At 69.4% G+C, this 15486-nt stretch carries 16 protein-coding genes; 11 read left to right on the top strand and 5 right to left on the bottom strand.

Features of this window, described 5'->3' with window-relative positions; all coding sequences use genetic code 11:
* Window positions 1-9 precede the first annotated feature (9 nt).
* Genes JWR33_RS06070 through JWR33_RS06040 form a run of 7 tightly spaced genes read left to right on the top strand, consistent with a single transcriptional unit; the run spans window position 10 to window position 5561 of the window.
* Window positions 10-1146 (top strand): NAD(P)/FAD-dependent oxidoreductase, encoded by a 1137-nt coding sequence (locus JWR33_RS06070; protein ID WP_297410263.1) that lies wholly within the window; start codon window positions 10-12, stop codon window positions 1144-1146.
* Window positions 1143-1730, top strand: coding sequence for an amino acid synthesis family protein (locus JWR33_RS06065; RefSeq protein WP_297410262.1), 588 nt, complete (start codon window positions 1143-1145; stop codon window positions 1728-1730). Before JWR33_RS06070 ends, JWR33_RS06065 begins: the two co-directional genes overlap by 4 nt.
* Window positions 1731-1752: 22 nt before the next feature.
* Window positions 1753-2532 carry a class II aldolase/adducin family protein gene (locus JWR33_RS06060; RefSeq protein WP_297410261.1) on the top strand — a complete coding sequence of 260 codons (780 nt, stop codon included), beginning with the start codon at window positions 1753-1755 and terminating at the stop codon, window positions 2530-2532.
* A gap of 46 nt (window positions 2533-2578) precedes the next feature.
* The gene (locus JWR33_RS06055) at window positions 2579-3520 is read left to right on the top strand and encodes a 3-hydroxyacyl-CoA dehydrogenase NAD-binding domain-containing protein (protein WP_297410260.1); all 942 of its coding nucleotides are present in this window, start codon (window positions 2579-2581) and stop codon (window positions 3518-3520) included.
* A complete protein-coding gene (locus JWR33_RS06050) occupies window positions 3520-4359 on the top strand; it encodes an alpha/beta hydrolase (protein WP_297410259.1) in 840 nt (279 codons plus the stop codon). The genes JWR33_RS06055 and JWR33_RS06050 overlap by 1 nt, the downstream gene beginning before the upstream one ends.
* 33 nt (window positions 4360-4392) lie before the next feature.
* Window positions 4393-4848: a YbhB/YbcL family Raf kinase inhibitor-like protein gene (locus JWR33_RS06045; RefSeq protein ID WP_297410258.1), complete on the top strand. Its 456-nt coding sequence runs from the start codon at window positions 4393-4395 to the stop codon at window positions 4846-4848.
* Window positions 4848-5561, top strand: a complete 714-nt coding sequence (locus JWR33_RS06040; RefSeq protein ID WP_297410257.1) for an amidohydrolase family protein — start codon at window positions 4848-4850, stop codon at window positions 5559-5561. The genes JWR33_RS06045 and JWR33_RS06040 overlap by 1 nt, the downstream gene beginning before the upstream one ends.
* 41 nt (window positions 5562-5602) lie before the next feature.
* On the opposite strand, the gene JWR33_RS06035 is transcribed toward JWR33_RS06040, so the two are convergent.
* The 5 genes from JWR33_RS06035 to JWR33_RS06015 form a co-directional block, all read right to left on the bottom strand.
* Entirely contained in the window at window positions 5603-6727 is a 1125-nt protein-coding gene (locus JWR33_RS06035; protein WP_297410255.1) for a M20/M25/M40 family metallo-hydrolase, read from the bottom strand.
* Window positions 6728-6759: 32 nt separating this feature from the next.
* Window positions 6760-8298 (bottom strand): GMC family oxidoreductase N-terminal domain-containing protein, encoded by a 1539-nt coding sequence (locus tag JWR33_RS06030; RefSeq protein WP_297410253.1) that lies wholly within the window; start codon window positions 8296-8298, stop codon window positions 6760-6762.
* Between the two features lie 11 nt (window positions 8299-8309).
* A complete protein-coding gene (locus JWR33_RS06025; RefSeq protein ID WP_297410251.1) occupies window positions 8310-9035 on the bottom strand; it encodes an SDR family oxidoreductase in 726 nt (241 codons plus the stop codon).
* Window positions 9036-9083: 48 nt separating this feature from the next.
* Entirely contained in the window at window positions 9084-9842 is a 759-nt protein-coding gene (locus JWR33_RS06020; protein WP_297410249.1) for an N-acyl homoserine lactonase family protein, read from the bottom strand.
* Between the two features lie 85 nt (window positions 9843-9927).
* On the bottom strand, window positions 9928-10383 hold the full coding sequence (locus JWR33_RS06015; RefSeq protein WP_297410246.1) for a hypothetical protein: 456 nt from the start codon (window positions 10381-10383) through the stop codon (window positions 9928-9930).
* 193 nt (window positions 10384-10576) lie between these two features.
* Between JWR33_RS06015 and JWR33_RS06010 the strand changes: the two genes are divergently transcribed.
* The 4 genes from JWR33_RS06010 to JWR33_RS05995 all read left to right on the top strand — a co-directional run bounded on the left by JWR33_RS06010 (window position 10577) and on the right by JWR33_RS05995 (window position 15470).
* Window positions 10577-11704: a BMP family ABC transporter substrate-binding protein gene (locus JWR33_RS06010; RefSeq protein WP_297410245.1), complete on the top strand. Its 1128-nt coding sequence runs from the start codon at window positions 10577-10579 to the stop codon at window positions 11702-11704.
* Between the two features lie 114 nt (window positions 11705-11818).
* Entirely contained in the window at window positions 11819-13405 is a 1587-nt protein-coding gene (locus JWR33_RS06005) for an ABC transporter ATP-binding protein (protein WP_297410288.1), read from the top strand.
* Window positions 13402-14541 (top strand): ABC transporter permease, encoded by a 1140-nt coding sequence (locus tag JWR33_RS06000; protein WP_297410243.1) that lies wholly within the window; start codon window positions 13402-13404, stop codon window positions 14539-14541. Before JWR33_RS06005 ends, JWR33_RS06000 begins: the two co-directional genes overlap by 4 nt.
* Entirely contained in the window at window positions 14538-15470 is a 933-nt protein-coding gene (locus JWR33_RS05995) for an ABC transporter permease (protein WP_297410242.1), read from the top strand. The genes JWR33_RS06000 and JWR33_RS05995 overlap by 4 nt, the downstream gene beginning before the upstream one ends.
* Window positions 15471-15486: the final 16 nt, after the last annotated feature.

Here is a 15486-nt window from a genome sequence, read left to right as displayed (position 1 = left end):
TGATGCTCTATGCCTTCACCTCGCCATGCAGAGATCGCCGGCGCCGGATTCGCCGGGCTGACGCTCGCCACCGCGCTCGCCCAGAAGGGGTGGACCGTCCGCGTGCACGAACGCACGCCGGAACTCCGCGCCGAAGGTGCGGGCATCGTCCTCTGGGGCAACAGCCTCCAGGTCCTCGACAGGCTGGGCGCGACCCCCGATCTCGAATCACGCGCCATGCACTCCCCCGCATACGAGACCCGCATGAACAACGTGATCCGCTCGCAGGAGAAGCTCGAGGGCGTGCGCTGGATCTCCGTCACACGGCCCCACCTCTACAGCACGCTGCTCACTGCTGCTCGGGAATCCGGGGTCGAGATTCTCCCGGGGTCGGAAGTGACCGGCGCCACCGCTGAGGGCCGCATCGACTTCGCGGACGGCAGTTCAGCGGACGCCGACCTCGTCGTCGGGGCGGACGGCGTCGGCTCCGCGGTCCGCGACTCGCTCGGCATCCCGCTCCGGAGGGAGCGGTCGCGCGATGGCATCACCCGCTTCCTCGTCCCCCGCCACAAGGCCGAGCTGCAGCGGCTCGAGCCGGACACCGAGTGGGACAACTACATCGACTTCTGGAACATCGAGCCCCGGGTCCTCCGCGTGCTCTACGTGCCCTGCAACGACGAGGACGTGTACATCGCCCTGATGGCCCCGGTCAGCGATCCGCAGGGCTCCAAGGTGCCGATCGACGTGAACCTCTGGACGGCGAACTTCCCGCACCTCGCACCGGTCCTGGAGGAGGCGGCCAAGCTGCCCGGCAGGTACTACGGCTACCAGACCACGCGAGTCGAGCGCTGGACCGAGGGCAGGGTCGCGATCATCGGCGATGCGGCGCATGCGATGTGCCCCGCGCTGGCTCAGGGCGCGGGATGCTCGATCCACAACGCCTGGACGCTCGCCACCCAGGCGACGAATGCCCCGGAGGACCGGATGGCCGAAGTCCTCCGTGAGTGGGAGCGCGTCGAGCGGCCGATCACCGACCGCGCCCAGGACCGCTCGCAGTACTACGCCGACACCCGCCAGATGGCGCAGGGCGACCAGTTCCAGGGAGACGTCATCGAGACCGCGCTGTACAACCCGACCGACCCCCACCGACACGAGGTGAACGCATGAGCATCGATCCCTACTACCGCGTCCGCGCCTTCCACTCCTTCGTCTCCGAGACGCTTCACGAGGTCGGCCCCGCGCCGGCTCAGCCGCTCGTCAAGGCAGCGGTCGCCGTCGTCCTGGAGAACCCCTTCGCCGCGCGCTGGGTCGAGGACCTCTCCCCGCTGACAGCGCCGAGCGCGAGCATCGGATCCGAGCTCGGACGTCGCGCCGTGGCGCTGCTCGGCGGTCGCCCCGTCGAGTCGTACGGCAAGGGCGGTCTCGCCGGGCTGAACGGGGAGCAGGAGCATGTCGTCGCCTGCATCACCACCGTCTTCGGCGACGCTCTCCGCGATGCGGTGGGCGGCGGAAAGGCCTGGATCTCCTCCGCCTCGAAGGTGACCGGCCCCGGAGCACAGATCGACATCCCTCTCGCCTACAAGGATGAGGTCTACGTTCGCTCGCACTACGACGCGATCACGATCACGCTGCCCGACGCCCCCCGGCCGGACGAACTCGTGATCATCGTGGCGGTCGCCAGCGGCGGCCGGCCGAACCCCCGCGTCGGCGGCATGACAGTCGCCGACGTCGCAGCGCAGAACTCGCACTAGTCCCTCGCAGAGCAGGAGTCTCATGACATATCAGCACAGTCAGTACTTCGAGGACGCGTCGATCGCAAGCGTGCTCGCGGACGTCGCTCGGGCCCACCGGATCCTCGAACTCGAGGGCCACGGAGACATGTCGATGGGACACGTCTCGTATCGGGACCCCTTCGGCCGCGGTCTCTGGCTCAAGCGCGGCAACCTCGCTCTCTCGGAGGTCGAGGACGACGACTTCATCCTTCTCGACTTCGACGGGAACGTGCTCGAAGGCACCGGCCTCCGCCACCTCGAGTGGCCGCTGCACGCCGAGATCCTGCGGGCCCGGCCGGACGTCAACTTCGTCGGCCACTCGCACGCGCACTTCTCGACCGTGCTGGGCGCGTCGACGGAGGAGCTCAAGCCCTACAACAACCACGGCGTCTGGTTCGCCTACGAGGGTGTGCCCCGCTTCGCGGAGACCAGCCACATCATCACCACGGTGCCTCTCGGCGTCGCCGCCGCGAAGGCGCTGGGCGGGGCTCAGGCGCTGCTGCTCGCGAATCACGGGGTCGCCTTCGTCGGCTCCACCGTCCCCGAGCTCGCGCTGACCGGGATCTTCCTCGAGAAGGCCGCGCGGTTCCAGGTGGACCTCAAATCCTCCGGGTTCCCCCCGATCGAGCCCGACCCGCAGGAGACGAGGGAGAAGTTCGACCGGATCTACCCGGCCAAGGCGCAGAACAACTTCTGGACCTACTTCAACCGGCGCCTCGACCGGGTCGAGGCGCTGCAGGGCATCGGCATCTCGCAGATCAGCCTCCCGCCCGGCATTTGATTCCGCATTCCCCGCAACGCCACCACAGTCGACTAGGAGCATTCGCATGAGCAGCCTTCCGAAGATCGCCACCGTCATCGGGTCGGGGACCATGGGCCCCGGCATCGCCGCGACCCTCGCCCGCGCCGGTGTCGTCGTCCGCCTCTACGACATCTCCGACCAGGCCATCGAGAACGCCCAGGCGTCCTACGCCATGGTCAACGGCGTCCTGGAGAACGTCGGCACCCCCAAGTCCGACGGCGGGTCCGTGTCGTTCGGCACCGACCTCGGCGACGCGGTGGCCGGCACCGAGCTCATCATCGAGGCCATCCCGGAGCGCCTCGAGCTCAAGCAGGCGCTGTTCGCGCAGCTCGAGGACGGCCTCATCGGCGAGAACGTCATCATCGCCTCGAACACCTCCGGCATCCCGATCAGCACCATGGCCCGGGGAATGAAGGCCCCGGGCCGACTCATCGGCATGCATTGGTCGAACCCGCCGCACCTCATCCCGATGATCGAGGTGATCCCCGGTGAGGAGACCGACCCGTCGCACGTCGATCGGCTCGTCGACATCGTGAAGGCCTTCGACTACGTCCCCGTCGTGGAGAAGGAGACCCCCGGCTTCGTCGAGAACCGCGTCCTCTACGCGATCCTCCGCGAGTGCCTCGACCTCCTCGAGAAGGGCATCGTCACCCCGGAGGGGCTCGACGCCTGCGTCAAGTGGGGCATCGGCTACAAGCTCTCGGTGATCGGCCCCACTCGCCTGCTCGACATGGCGGGCCTCGACATCTACAAGGCTGTCTCCAGCTACCTCAACGCCGACCTCGCAGACCGCAAGGACACCCCGGCGATGATCGAGGAGAAGATCGCCGCCGGCACGCTCGGCTTCAAGACCGGCAGCGGCATGTACGAGTACGACGGCCCCGAGGCCATCGCGGCCAAGCGCAAGGAGATCGTGACCGGTCTCGTCGCCGCCCGGAAGACGCTCTCCTCGATCCCGAACGTCTGATGGCCGCCCCGATCGGCGTCGAGCCGATCGCGGACGGCCTCTCCCGCACCCGGGGCGCCGAGGTCGACCTCGCGTTCCGGGTGCGGGGCTCCGGCCCGCCGATCGTGCTGCTGCACGGCACCTCGGCGAACCACGCCGTCTGGGAGCCGGTCGCGGAGGCGCTCGCCCCGCACGCCACGGTCATCGCGCTCGACCAGCGCGGGCACGGCCGAAGCGACAAGCCCGCGCGCGGGTACGGCGGCCGGGACTTCGCTGCAGACGTCATCACCGTGCTTGACGCGCTCGGCCTGGAGCGGGCAATCGTCGGCGGGCATTCGCTCGGCGGCCGGAACGCCTGGCTGGTCGGCGCACTGCACCCCGACCGCGTGCGCGCCGTCGTCTCCGTCGACTACACCCCCTACGTGGAGGCGACGGTCCTCGATGACCTGGCGGTGCGGGTCGCGGGGGGATACCGCGCCTTCCCCGACCTCCCGGCCGTCGAGGACTACCTCCGCAGCCGCTACCCGCGGATCCTGCCCGGTGCCGTTCGGCGCCGCGCACGGTGGGGCTATGCGCAGCGCGCCGACGGGCAGTGGTGGCCGCTGGCCGCCCCTGCGGCCATGCAGGAGCTCATCGAGGGCTTCCGGACACCGTGGGACGCGGAGTTCCGTGCGGTGACCGCGCCCATGACGAGTCTGCGGGGCGCCGACAGCCGCATCGTCAGCGCGGACGCCTGGGCGGCCGCGATCGCCGAGCGGCCGGGCGATCGCTGGGTGCTGGTCGAGGGCGCCGACCACTACATCCCCGAGGAGCGTCCCGAGCTCCTCACCGCCGAACTCGGGCGACTGCTCGCGGCCTGAACAGAAGATCCGAACCAACGAAAGGACGAGCCCATGGCGCTCTTCGTCGACAAGCTGACCATCGCAAGCCCCGACGTCCCGAACCTCGAGCGCTTCCCCGTCGAGTTCACCGCGGACGGCGGCAGCTCGGTGCCGCGACTCGAGTTCTCGGGACCGCCGGAGGGCACCGTCGAGTACGCCATCATCTGCCACGACCCGGACGCACCGCTGCCGCACGGCTTCACCCACTGGGTCGTCTACGGGATCCCGGCCGAGGCCACGTCGCTCGACCTCGACGCGCCCGGCGTCCGGCAGGCCCCGAACGGCGCGGGCGCCGACCAGTACTACGGCCCGCAGCCGCCGGTCGGCCACGGCATCCACCACTACTACTTCTGGATCTATGCGCTCGATCGCCCGGTCGAGGGCACGCCCAGCCGCGAGGAGTTCCTGACTCGGTACGCCGACAGCATTCTCGAACAGGCGCGGACCGTCGGGGTCTGGCAGCGCTGATGGCGATCACCGACGCGCACTTCCACGTCGGGGACTTCCCGATGTCGGGGGTGCGTCTCGACGAGGACGGACTCGCGCCCTACCTCGCTGCGAACGACATCGACACCGCGATGGTGTTCCACGAGGACAATGCGATGGTCCGCCGCGTGGTGGCCGACATCCCCGGCGCGTACCAGCTGTACTGGGCCGACCCGAAGCGCGAGGGCACCGTCGCCGAGCTCCGGGAGTACCTCCGGGACCCGAAGGTCCGCGGGGTGAAGCTGCACCCGCTGTTCGGCGGCTTCCTGCCCGATGACCCGCGGGTGCACCCGATCATCGAGGTGCTCCTCGAGCACGATCTGCCCGCGCTCATCCACTGCGGCCATCCGATCTTCTCGCTGCCGTGGAGCATCGAGGAGCTGATCGTCCGCTACCCGGAGGCGAAGATCATCCTCGGGCACATGGGCCACGGGAACATCGTCTACATCGACGCCTCGATCGCCATCGCGGGACGCCACCCCAATGTCTGGCTCGAGACGAGCGGCATGCCGATGAGCCTCAAGATCAGGGAGGCGGTCGACACGGTCGGCGCCGACCGTGTGATGTACGGCTCCGACGGTCCGTGGCACGAGCCGAAGGTCGAGCAGCTCAAGGTGCAGCTGGCCGGGCTCGCGCCCGATCAGCTCGAGGCGGTCATGAACGGCACCGCGCAGCGGCTCTTCCTCGGCGCCTGAGGAAGGAACCGGGCGGCCGCGACGTGGGCGCGGGTGGCTGCTCAGGCCGTGAGTCGGCGCCCGGCGAGGGCGAGCACCTCCGCGATGCCGCGTGCCATCGCCGCGCCCTCCGGGCCCGCGAACTGCGGCTCGCCGCCCTCCGTGTGGAAGGCCCACCCGTCGGGGCGGCCGACACCGATGAGCGCGGCGGGGACGACCCGGGTCACGTTGCCGAAGTCCGTCGCGAACGGAAGCGGCGGGACGCCGAGCCGCACAGGACGCCCGGCGGCGGCCAGCGCGTCCTGCACGACGGCGGTCACGCGGGCGTCCGGACGGATGGCCTCGATCGCGTTTCCCCGCTCCCAGACGGCGTCGGGAAGGGCCTGCCGGACCGGCTCGAGGAGGGTGTCGATCTCCTCCGCCGACGTGGCGAACACGAGGAACTGCGCGCGGAGTGAGAGACCGGACCCCTCCTCGACGTCGCCGTCGAGCACGACGGTCTCCACCATGACGCGGGAACGGTCCAGGGTCTGAAGCAGCGCCCCGAGCCGGCGGAACGCCGCGTACGGGACGGGCTCGAGATCGTTCCGCAGGGTGCGCCCTCCCGAGACGACCGCCGTCTCCCGCCGCATCTCGAGCGACTCGGACCACACCGCGTCGAGGAATTCCGGGTGCGCGTAGAGGGCGGCGTCGACGCCGCGCCACACCCCGCGGGCAGCGGTGAGCGCCTTGCCGCTGCCCAGGCGCTGCGTTCCGGGGGCGTGGATCTCGTCGGCCGGGCAGCCGACCACGACGACCGTGCCGGTGAGCGAGTCGCGCAGGTCGGCCAGGGCGAGGGCGGCGCCGAGAACGCCCGCGGACTGCGCGGAGTGGCCGCAGGAATGGGTCGGGACGGTCGCACCGTCGGAGGTTCGGTGGGCCGGCGCGGCGTCGTAGACGGCGAGCAGCCCGACGGTGCCGCCGGGTCGCCCGGTGGCGAGCTCGGCGCGGAAGGCGGTGGCGAGATCGCCCGCGCCGCGCTGCACCTGGTAGCCCGCGCGCTCCAGCCGGTCGGCGAGTTCCCGGGACGTCGCGTGCTCATCGTGCCCGAGCTCCGGATGCGCGAGCACGAAGGCCGAGACCGCCCGGATATCGGGCTCTCGGGCGGCGACCCTGTCGAGGACGTCCTGATCGGTGAGTGTGCTCATGGGTCTCCCTGGTCGAAGGTCGGATCGCGCGGTCAGTCGAATCCGGCGGCGAACTCCTCGGCGATCGCCAGGACGGGCGCATGCACCGGGCCTGCCGTGATCGAGGGGATGACGGAGGCGTCGACGATGGAGAGGCCGTCAAGGCCGCGGAAGCCGAGATCGGGGGTCACCGGCGCCCCGTCGTCCGCGCCCATCCGCAGGGTGCCGACCGGGTGGTGGTGGGTGACGGCGGCACGGGCGAGAAAGGCGTCCACGTCGTCCTCGCTGCTCACGCCGGGCCCCGGCAGCAGCTCCTCGGCACGCCAGCCCGCGAGGGCCTGGGTCGAGCCGATCTGGCGGGCGCGGTCCAGCGCGAGCCGGAACATCGCCCGGTCGTGCTCGGTGTCCAAGTAGTTGGGATCGATGGTCGGGGCGTCGTCGATGGAGGGGCCGCTGATGCACAGCTGCCCGCGGCTCGTCGGATTGGTGACCCCGAAGAGCAGGGTGAAGCCCTCCCCCGGCCCGACGTCCGGCGAGAAGGACTCGGAGACGCTGGGCGCGACCACGCAGCCCACCACGATGTCGACGGGTCCGGCGGTCTCGCCGAAGCCCTTCGCCGACTGGTACGACATCGATTCGGAGAGGTTGAGGCGACTCGGCGGCACGGGCTTCGCCGAGCGGTACAGGTTGCCCGCGCCGAGGAGGTGGTCGTGCAGGTTCTTGCCCACCCCGCGCGACTCCACGACCGTCGCCACGCCGGCCGCGCCGAGCACCTCAGGGTCGCCGACGCCGGAGCGCATGAGCAGCAGCGGATTCCCGATCGAACCGGCGGCGAGGATCACGGTCCCGGCGGCGATGTCCATCGGCTTGCCGTGCACGAGCACCTCGGCACCCGTGACGCGGCCTCGGGAGATGCGCAGTCGCTGCACGATCACCCCGGTGAGCACCGCGAGGTTCGGCCGGTCCATCACCGGGTCGAGGTAGGCGTCGGCGACGGTCATCCGCTCGCCGTCTCGGAGAGTGAGCGAGTTCGGGGTGGCGCCGAGCATCTCGCCGCCGTTGTGGTCGGCGATTCGGGGCACGCCGAGCGACGCGGCGCCGGCGAGGAAGTCCTGCACGAGGGGGCTCAGCAGGTCCGGACCGGGACTGAGCACCGAGAGCGGGCCGTCCGCCCCGTGCACCGCATCGGCCCCGCCGGAGAAGGACTCCATCGCGCGGAAACGCGGAAGCAGCCGGTCCCAGGACCAGCGATCGTCCCCGGTCGCGGCGACCCATCGGTCGTAGTCCGCACGGCAGCCGCGCATGTGGGCGGTCGCGTGGAGCAGACTCGAGCCGCCGATTCCCCGACCGCGCGCCCAGCTCAACCGCCTTCCGGCGAGGGCACGCTGCGGGACCGTGAGGTAGTCCCAGTCATAGTCCCGATGCTGGAGGAACGGCCAGAGCTCCGGCCGTCGCATGTCGGGGTCGGTGACCCGGCCTCCGGCCTCCAGCACGACGACCCGTCGTGCCGGATCGGCGCTGAGCCGGTTCGCGAGCACGCAGCCCGCGGAGCCGGCGCCGATGATCAGGACGTCGGCGCTCGCGGTGGTCATGCGCTCGGAGATCAGTTGCGGGTGTGGCCGCCGTCGACGACGAGCAGCTGACCGGTGATCCACTCGGCCTTCTCGGAGGCGAGGAACGCGACGGCCGGCGCGATGTCGGCCGGCATGCCGCGGCGGTTGACGGCCTGCATGGGAACGACGTAGTCGAAGCCGGCGCCGTGCCCGGTGCTGAACACGCCTTCGCTCGCGGTGATGCCGGGGGCGACCGCGTTGATGTTGATGCCGTACTTGCCGATCTCGCCCGCGACGGCCCGCGTGAAGCCGACGACGGCGCCCTTGGTGGCGACGTAGTCGGCGCAGTTGGGGGTTCCGGCGACGAAGGTGTTCGAGGCGATGTTGACGATGCGCCCGTAGTTGTTCGGCTTCATCGCCTCGACGGCGGCCTTCGTCATGTTGAAGAGGCCCTCGCCGTTGACCGCGAAGGTGCGGCGCCACTGCTCGATGGTGAGGTCGTCGAAGGGGGTGAACGGCACGAGCCCGGCGTTGTTCACGAGGATGTCGAGCCGTCCGAGCTCGGCGACCGTCTCGGCGACGACCGCGTTCGCCTGCTCCGGGTCGGAGATGTCGAGGCGCTTGGCGACCCCGCCGATCTCCGCGGCCACCTTCGTGGCGCCCTCGATGTTGATGTCGGTCACCACCACCTTGACGCCGTCGGCGGCGAGCTCCTTGGCGATGGCCGCGCCGATCCCCTGGGCGGCTCCGGTCACGATGGCGACGCGTTCAGTCATGCTGCTTCCTTCGGTTCGTGGCGGTTGCGGGACGGTCGGTGCCGGTGCTCAGTTGCCGCCGTAGTACTCGGGGGCGAGCCTCCAGCCCAGGAAGGGCTCGAGCTCGTGCGAGGGGTAGATGTCCGCGTCCTTGACCCGGCCGAGGTAGTTGAGCCGGCGGATCGCCTCGACCGACTTCGCGGGGTCGAGGTGGAATCCTGCGATCCACTCCTTCTCGAGCGTCGTGCGCGTGTAGGCGGCGTCACCGCAGAAGAGCATGTTCCGGTCGTGCTCGAGCTCGACGAGCATCGAGTAGTGGCCCACGGTGTGGCCGGGGGTCTCGAACAGTGTCACGCCGGGAGCGATCTCGTAGTCGCCGGAGATCGGCTTGTACGCGACGCCGGGGAAGTCGAAGGACATGTCGGAGTAACCGAGCCGCTCGAAGGGCTCCGGGTACCGCGCCTGGCGGAGCTCGGCCTTGTGGATGAGGTGCGTCGCCGCGGTGAGGTGCTTGTTCCCGCCGACATGGTCGAAGTGGAAGTGCGAGTTGACGACGATGTCGACGTCCTCGGGCTTGTAGCCGATCTTCGCGAGCTGGGCCGGGATGGTCTGCTCGGGCGTCTGCTCCGGAAGCTCGAAGGGCAGGACCTTCCGCACGTGCTCGAGGTCGTAGCCGGTGTCGTACAGGATCAGCCCGTCGGGGTGCTCGACGAGCACCGAGTACACCGGGAACCGCACCGGATTGCCGGTGTTGATGTGCCAGTGGACGTCGGACTCGTCGATGACGAGAGTGCCGCCGTCGAGCAGGTAGACCTTGGGATCCGCCATCGCGCGCTCCTCGATCTTTCTTACATGGGTGCGAGTGTCGCTCAGGATATGAGAATCAGGACACGGCGGTCAATGCCTGATCCCGTCACGCAGGGACGCCCGGGTGATCGTCGAACTCGGGCTCATAGTCGTAGTGGACCCATCGATAGCAGTGGTCGAGCATCGGCTCCTTGGCGAAGTCGCCGATGCAGGTCGTGTCCTGATACCGCGACGTGCTGTCCGCCTCGTGCCAGTGGATGCGGCAGATCACCTTCCAGGTCGTCGCGTTGCCCACCTCCTTCGCGGGAATCACGTGAGCGCTGGGAAGCCAGCACTCCGTCCAGTCGGCCAGGTCCGGGTCGATCGTCGAGGTCCGCGGGGCCACCTCGGCGAGCTGGGCGAGGGCATTGGCGTCATCCGGCGACAGCGGCGCCTTGGGCCCGGGATGCGTCGGCGCCGACGAGCTCTGCAGCGACGAACCGGCGGGCCCCGCGCAGCCGGACAGCGCCATCAGCGACAGCGCAAGCACCGCCGCCGCCATCCGCCGACGTCCACCGTTCATGCGCTCGCCTCCTCCGCTCGAACAACAGCCTTGCGGCTGGCCGGGCCACGTCGTGTTTCAGGTCGGTAAACGTATGGCAGGGATCGTTGACCTGCCGCCATTCTTCTCATACTGTCCGGGTACCGACGCACATTGTGAGAAATTCACCCGCACCGGCTGCGACGGTTCCCACTCTCGGAGAGGACTCCCTGCAATGTACAAAGCAATCACCAGCGGCATCTCCCGCCGCACGGTCACCGGCCTCGGCGCGCTCGTGGCCGTGACCGCACTCACCATCGGCCTGGGCGGCTGCGCCTCACAGGCGGGCGGCACCGGCACCGACACCGGCACCGACACCTCCGCATCCGCCGGCAGCAGTGCCGCTGCCCCCAAGATCACCAAGATCGCCTTCGTCGCCCCGGAGAACGAGACCGACCTCGGGTGGAACCAGGTCGGCATCGCCAACTCGAAGGCGGCGGCTGACAAGCTCGGGCTCGAGTACGTCTCCGTTCCCGACGCGGGCTGGGACAACACCGAGACCGTCCTCGGCCAGGTCATCAAGGACGACGGCGCACAGTTCGTGATCGCCCACGCCTCCGGCTACGGCGTCGCGGCGCAGACCGTGTCGGCGCAGATGCAGGTTCCGATCCTCGCGCAGGACTCGGGTCTCGAGCCGGTCCCCGGTCAGCTGGCCGAGGCGCTCGTGGAAGCGCAGCAGGGCGGCTACCTCGCCGGCATCGCCGCCGCGATGAGCACCGAGTCGAAGACGGTAGCCGTCGTGATCTCGGCGGATGACGTGAACTGGCTCAACATGGCCGCCGGCTTCGCCGAGGGCGTCTACTCGGTCGACTCCGGCATCACCGTGCTCTTCGGCCAGATCAGCGCGAGCGGCTACGCCGACTCGGCCGGCGGCAAGTCCGCGGTCGAGACCGTGATCGCCGGCGGCGCTGACGTCGTGTTCGGGATGGGCGACGGCGCGACGCTCGGCTACATCCAGGCGATCAACGCGCACCCCGGCGTCAAGTACATCGCCGACATCGGCGATGTCACCGCGGCACTGGACGACCCGGGCGTGCTGCTCACGTCCGTCATCTGGGACTACACGGCGACCTACGAGCAGGCGATCAAGGACGTGGAAGCGGGAACCTTCGGGTCCAAGAACTACGAGCTGACGGTCGGCAATGGCGGCCTGTACCTCCAGGACACCCCGAACCTGACCGCCGAGATCAAGGCCGCGGTGAAGACGGCGACCGACGCCATCGACGCCGGCACCATCGAGCCGAGCGGGGCGAAGGACTCCGCCGCAGTGAAGGACGTGATCGCCGCCAAGAAGGCCGCGTAGCGGCAGATCCGACTGCCGGACCGGCGCCCAGGGGATCCTGAGGCACCGGCCCGGCGTCGGGCCGCCGCAGGTGGCCATCCGGGGAAACGACCGAGGAGCAGACTGTTGAGCAGCATGGCGGCTGGGCCGGGAGTGATCTCTCTGCGCGAGATCACCAAGGCGTTTCCCGGAGTTGTGGCCAACGACCGCATCTCCCTCGACATCGTCAGCGGGCAGGTGCACTGCCTGCTCGGTGAGAACGGTGCCGGCAAGTCGACGCTGATCAGCATCCTGGCCGGGATGCAGCAGCCGGATTCCGGCACGATCCTGGTGGACGGAGCTCCGGCGCCGATCAACTCCCCCAAGGCGGCCGTCGATCTCGGCATCGGCGTCGTGCACCAGCACTCCACCCTCGTCCCCGCGTTCACCGTCCTCGAGAACCTGATGCTCGGCGAGACGGGGCTGGTGCGCAACGAGAAGCGGGCAGTGGCCCGCCTCGAAGAGCTCTCGGAGCTGCTCGGCGCCCGAATCGACCCGAAGGCCCTCGCCGGCGACCTCGGCCTCGGTCAGCAGCAGCAGGTGGAGATCGCGAAGGCGATGTGGAAGGGCAGCCGGCTGCTCATCCTCGACGAGCCCACCTCGATGCTCACCCCGCAGGCGATCGAGAAGCTCGCCGAGTCGATCGCCCAGATCAAGGCGCGGGGTCTCGCCGTGGTGTTCATCACCCACAAGCTCCGCGAGGCCTACCAGATCGGCGACTGTGTGACCATCCTCCGCGGCGGCAAGAACGTCGGCCACATCGGTGCGGAGCAGCTCGCCTCGCTCAGCGAGGCGCAGGCGCACAGCGCGATCCTCGCGGCGATGTTCGGCGAGGACATCACGACCCCCGATGCCGCCGATCTCGCCGGAGCGACCGAAGCGCGGCGCGAGGTCGACGACTGGGGAGGCGGCGCGAAGTCGGTCCGGCTCCAGCTCAGCGGGGTCGCGACCCACGGACACGGCCACGACACCGACATCCGCAACGTCTCGATCAGCGTCCATGAGGGCGAGATCCTCGGCATCGCGGGCATCGACGGCCACGGCCAGAGCGCGCTCGCCGAGGTCGTCGCCGGGCAGCGCTCCGCCTCTGCCGGCTCCATCCGCTTCGACGGCGAGGACATCGCCCGCCGCGGCGTGCGAGCACGCCAGAAGCTCGGCCTGCGCTACGTCACCGACGACCGGCTCTACGAGGGCACCGTCGCAGGCATGTCGGTCGCCATCAACCTGGTGCTGAAGCGGATCGGCCAGGCGCCGTTCTGGAAGCTCGGACAGATCAACCGCAAGGCGGTGGATGCCGAGGCGGACCGGCTCATCGGCGAGTACGCGATCAAGACGCCGTCGTCCGCGACCCGTGCCGGCACGCTGTCCGGCGGCAACATCCAGAAGGTCCTTCTCGCCCGTGAGCTCACGGACGGCGCCCGATTCGTCGTCGTCAACAAGCCCACCTACGGGCTGGACCTCAAGACGGTGAAGCTGGTCCGGCAGATCCTCACCGAGTTCGCGTCGTCGGGCGGCAGCGTGCTCCTGCTCTCGACCGACCTCGACGAGCTCGTCGAGCTCTCGCACCGCATCGCGGTGATCTCGGACGGTGAGATCGCCGGCATCGTGCAGAATGACGGCCGCGGCACGGCGGAGCGGGTCGGCCAGCTGATGACCGGCGCGATCGAGGGGACGCACGCATGATCGAGGAACTCCCGCGCTTCCGCCGGATCGCCGACGGGCTCGTGCGCTCCATCCTGCCGGTCGTCCTGGCGCTCGTCGTCGCGGGCCTGATCATCGTGGCGATGGGCAGCAACCCCCTCGATTTCTACGCCGGCGTCTGGAAGTACGGCCTCACCGGCAGCAACTGGCAGGACAGCCTCCGGCTCATGGCCCCGCTGATGATCATCGCGCTGGGCCTCATCGTCTCGTTCCGCGGGCAGCTCTGGAACCTCGGCTACAACGGCACCTATCTGCTCGGCTCGGTGGTCGCCTCCGGCTTCGGCCCGGTCCTCTACCCGGTGCTGCCGGGCTGGATCGTCACCGCCATCCTGATCGTCGGCTCTCTCCTCGTCGGCGCGATCTGGGCGATCGTGCCCGCGGTCCTGAAGGCCCGGTTCGGCACCAACGAGATCATCACCTCGCTCGTCATGTCGTTCATCGCCATCGGCGTCGTGAACCTGCTCATCAAGGGGCCGATGCACGACACCAACCCCAAGGTGACGGCGCCGCAGACCGCGACGATCCCCCGGGAGGACCTCCTCCCCTTTCTCGCCGGGACCCGGGTGCACGTCGGCATCGTGATCGCGATCGTGCTCGCCCTGGTGGCGCAGTTCGTGGTGAGCCGGACCTCGTTCGGCGTCCGACTCGACGTCTTCGGGGCGAGCCCGAAGGCCGCCCAGCACGTCGGCATCAGCCGAAGCTGGATGATCATCCTGCTGTTCTGCGTGTCCGGCGCCCTCATCGCCCTAGCGGGCTCGGTCGATGTGCTCGGCAACGTCACCTACCAGCGCGCGAACTGGAATCCCGCCTACGGCGACGCCGTGATGCCCTTCGTCTTCCTCGCACGGCTGAGTCCCCTGGCCGCGATCCCGCTCGTCGGGTTCTACTCGGTCTTCGCGAACGGCGGCATCAATGCGGCCCGGAGCGTCGGGCTGAACTCGGACTTCCTGCTCGTGGTCGTCGGACTCATCCTCGTGTTCATGACGATCACGGAGTACGTCGGGAACAAGCGCCGGCTCGGGCAGAGCTACCTGCCGGTCGGCATGAAGCAGTCCGTGATGGCGATCTTCGGACCGCGCTCCTCGGCACGTCCTGCATCGGGAAAGGTGACGACATGAGCGGCCTGCTGTCGGCGAGCGTCCTCGCCGCCTTTCTCACGGCGATTCTCGTCCAGACGATGCCCCTCATCCTCGCGGCGATCGGCGAGACCATCGGTGAGCAGTCCGGGGTGCTCAACCTCGGCATCGAGGGCGTCATGCTGGTGGGCGCGTACAGCGGATACGTGGCCGCGGTCTCCTCGGGGAGCCCGTGGATCGGCATGCTCGGCGGGATCGCCGGCGGGGTCGTGGCGAATCTTCTGCTGCTCGTGCTCAACACCTGGCTGGGGCTCAACCAGATCGTCATCGGGCTCGCCATCACGGTCATGGGCGAAGGCCTCACGAGCGTGCTCTATCTGCAGAACTACTCGAAGCACCCGCTGAGCGTGCCGGGCGACTCCTGGGCGATCGCGGGCCTGTCCGACCTGCCCGTCGTCGGACCGTCGATCTTCCGGCAGTCGGGGATCTTCTGGGTGCTCCTCCTCGTCATGGTCGCCGTCGCATTCCTGCTCGCCAGGACGAACTGGGGTCTCTCCATCCGGGCGGCCGGGCAGAAGCCCTCCTCGCTCGACACCGCCGGCGGCAGTGTGATCAAGACGCGCAGCTCTGCGGTGCTGCTCAACGGCGCCTTCGTCGGCTGCGGCGGGGCGTTCCTCTCCATTCTCACGACCGGCACCTTCACCGCGTTCATGACCGGCGGGCTCGGCTTCGTCGCCATCGTCATCACGATGCTCTCCCGCGGCAAGGTGAGCTGGATCGTGATCACCTCGCTGCTCTACGGCATCGCGGTCGCGATCAAGAACCCGCTCCAGCTGATCGGGGTCAGTGTCCCGGCCGACGTCTTCCAGATGCTGCCCTTCGTCGTCGTCATGCTGACGCTGATCCTCTTCGCGCGAAGTTCGATCGTCCCGCCGGCGCTCGGCAGCCCGTACACCCGCGGGGCGCGCTGACGCGCCCTGCACAGAG

The organism is Naasia sp. (assembly GCF_025465545.1).
In the GTDB taxonomy this organism is placed as follows: Bacteria; Actinomycetota; Actinomycetes; order Actinomycetales; family Microbacteriaceae; genus Naasia.
This window is presented reverse-complemented; position numbering and strand designations above follow the sequence as displayed.

Bases quoted from the DNA above. Each gene is read 5' to 3' on its own strand.
- JWR33_RS06070 (WP_297410263.1), top strand. From the start codon at position 10: ATGCCTTCACCTCGCCATGCAGAGATCGCCGGCGCCGGATTCGCCGGG.
- JWR33_RS06065 (WP_297410262.1), top strand. From the start codon at position 1,143: ATGAGCATCGATCCCTACTACCGCGTCCGCGCCTTCCACTCCTTCGTC.
- JWR33_RS06060 (WP_297410261.1), top strand. From the start codon at position 1,753: ATGACATATCAGCACAGTCAGTACTTCGAGGACGCGTCGATCGCAAGC.
- JWR33_RS06055 (WP_297410260.1), top strand. From the start codon at position 2,579: ATGAGCAGCCTTCCGAAGATCGCCACCGTCATCGGGTCGGGGACCATG.
- JWR33_RS06050 (WP_297410259.1), top strand. From the start codon at position 3,520: ATGGCCGCCCCGATCGGCGTCGAGCCGATCGCGGACGGCCTCTCCCGC.
- JWR33_RS06045 (WP_297410258.1), top strand. From the start codon at position 4,393: ATGGCGCTCTTCGTCGACAAGCTGACCATCGCAAGCCCCGACGTCCCG.
- JWR33_RS06040 (WP_297410257.1), top strand. From the start codon at position 4,848: ATGGCGATCACCGACGCGCACTTCCACGTCGGGGACTTCCCGATGTCG.
- JWR33_RS06035 (WP_297410255.1), bottom strand. From the start codon at position 6,727: ATGAGCACACTCACCGATCAGGACGTCCTCGACAGGGTCGCCGCCCGA.
- JWR33_RS06030 (WP_297410253.1), bottom strand. From the start codon at position 8,298: ATGACCACCGCGAGCGCCGACGTCCTGATCATCGGCGCCGGCTCCGCG.
- JWR33_RS06025 (WP_297410251.1), bottom strand. From the start codon at position 9,035: ATGACTGAACGCGTCGCCATCGTGACCGGAGCCGCCCAGGGGATCGGC.
- JWR33_RS06020 (WP_297410249.1), bottom strand. From the start codon at position 9,842: ATGGCGGATCCCAAGGTCTACCTGCTCGACGGCGGCACTCTCGTCATC.
- JWR33_RS06015 (WP_297410246.1), bottom strand. From the start codon at position 10,383: ATGAACGGTGGACGTCGGCGGATGGCGGCGGCGGTGCTTGCGCTGTCG.
- JWR33_RS06010 (WP_297410245.1), top strand. From the start codon at position 10,577: ATGTACAAAGCAATCACCAGCGGCATCTCCCGCCGCACGGTCACCGGC.
- JWR33_RS06005 (WP_297410288.1), top strand. From the start codon at position 11,819: ATGGCGGCTGGGCCGGGAGTGATCTCTCTGCGCGAGATCACCAAGGCG.
- JWR33_RS06000 (WP_297410243.1), top strand. From the start codon at position 13,402: ATGATCGAGGAACTCCCGCGCTTCCGCCGGATCGCCGACGGGCTCGTG.
- JWR33_RS05995 (WP_297410242.1), top strand. From the start codon at position 14,538: ATGAGCGGCCTGCTGTCGGCGAGCGTCCTCGCCGCCTTTCTCACGGCG.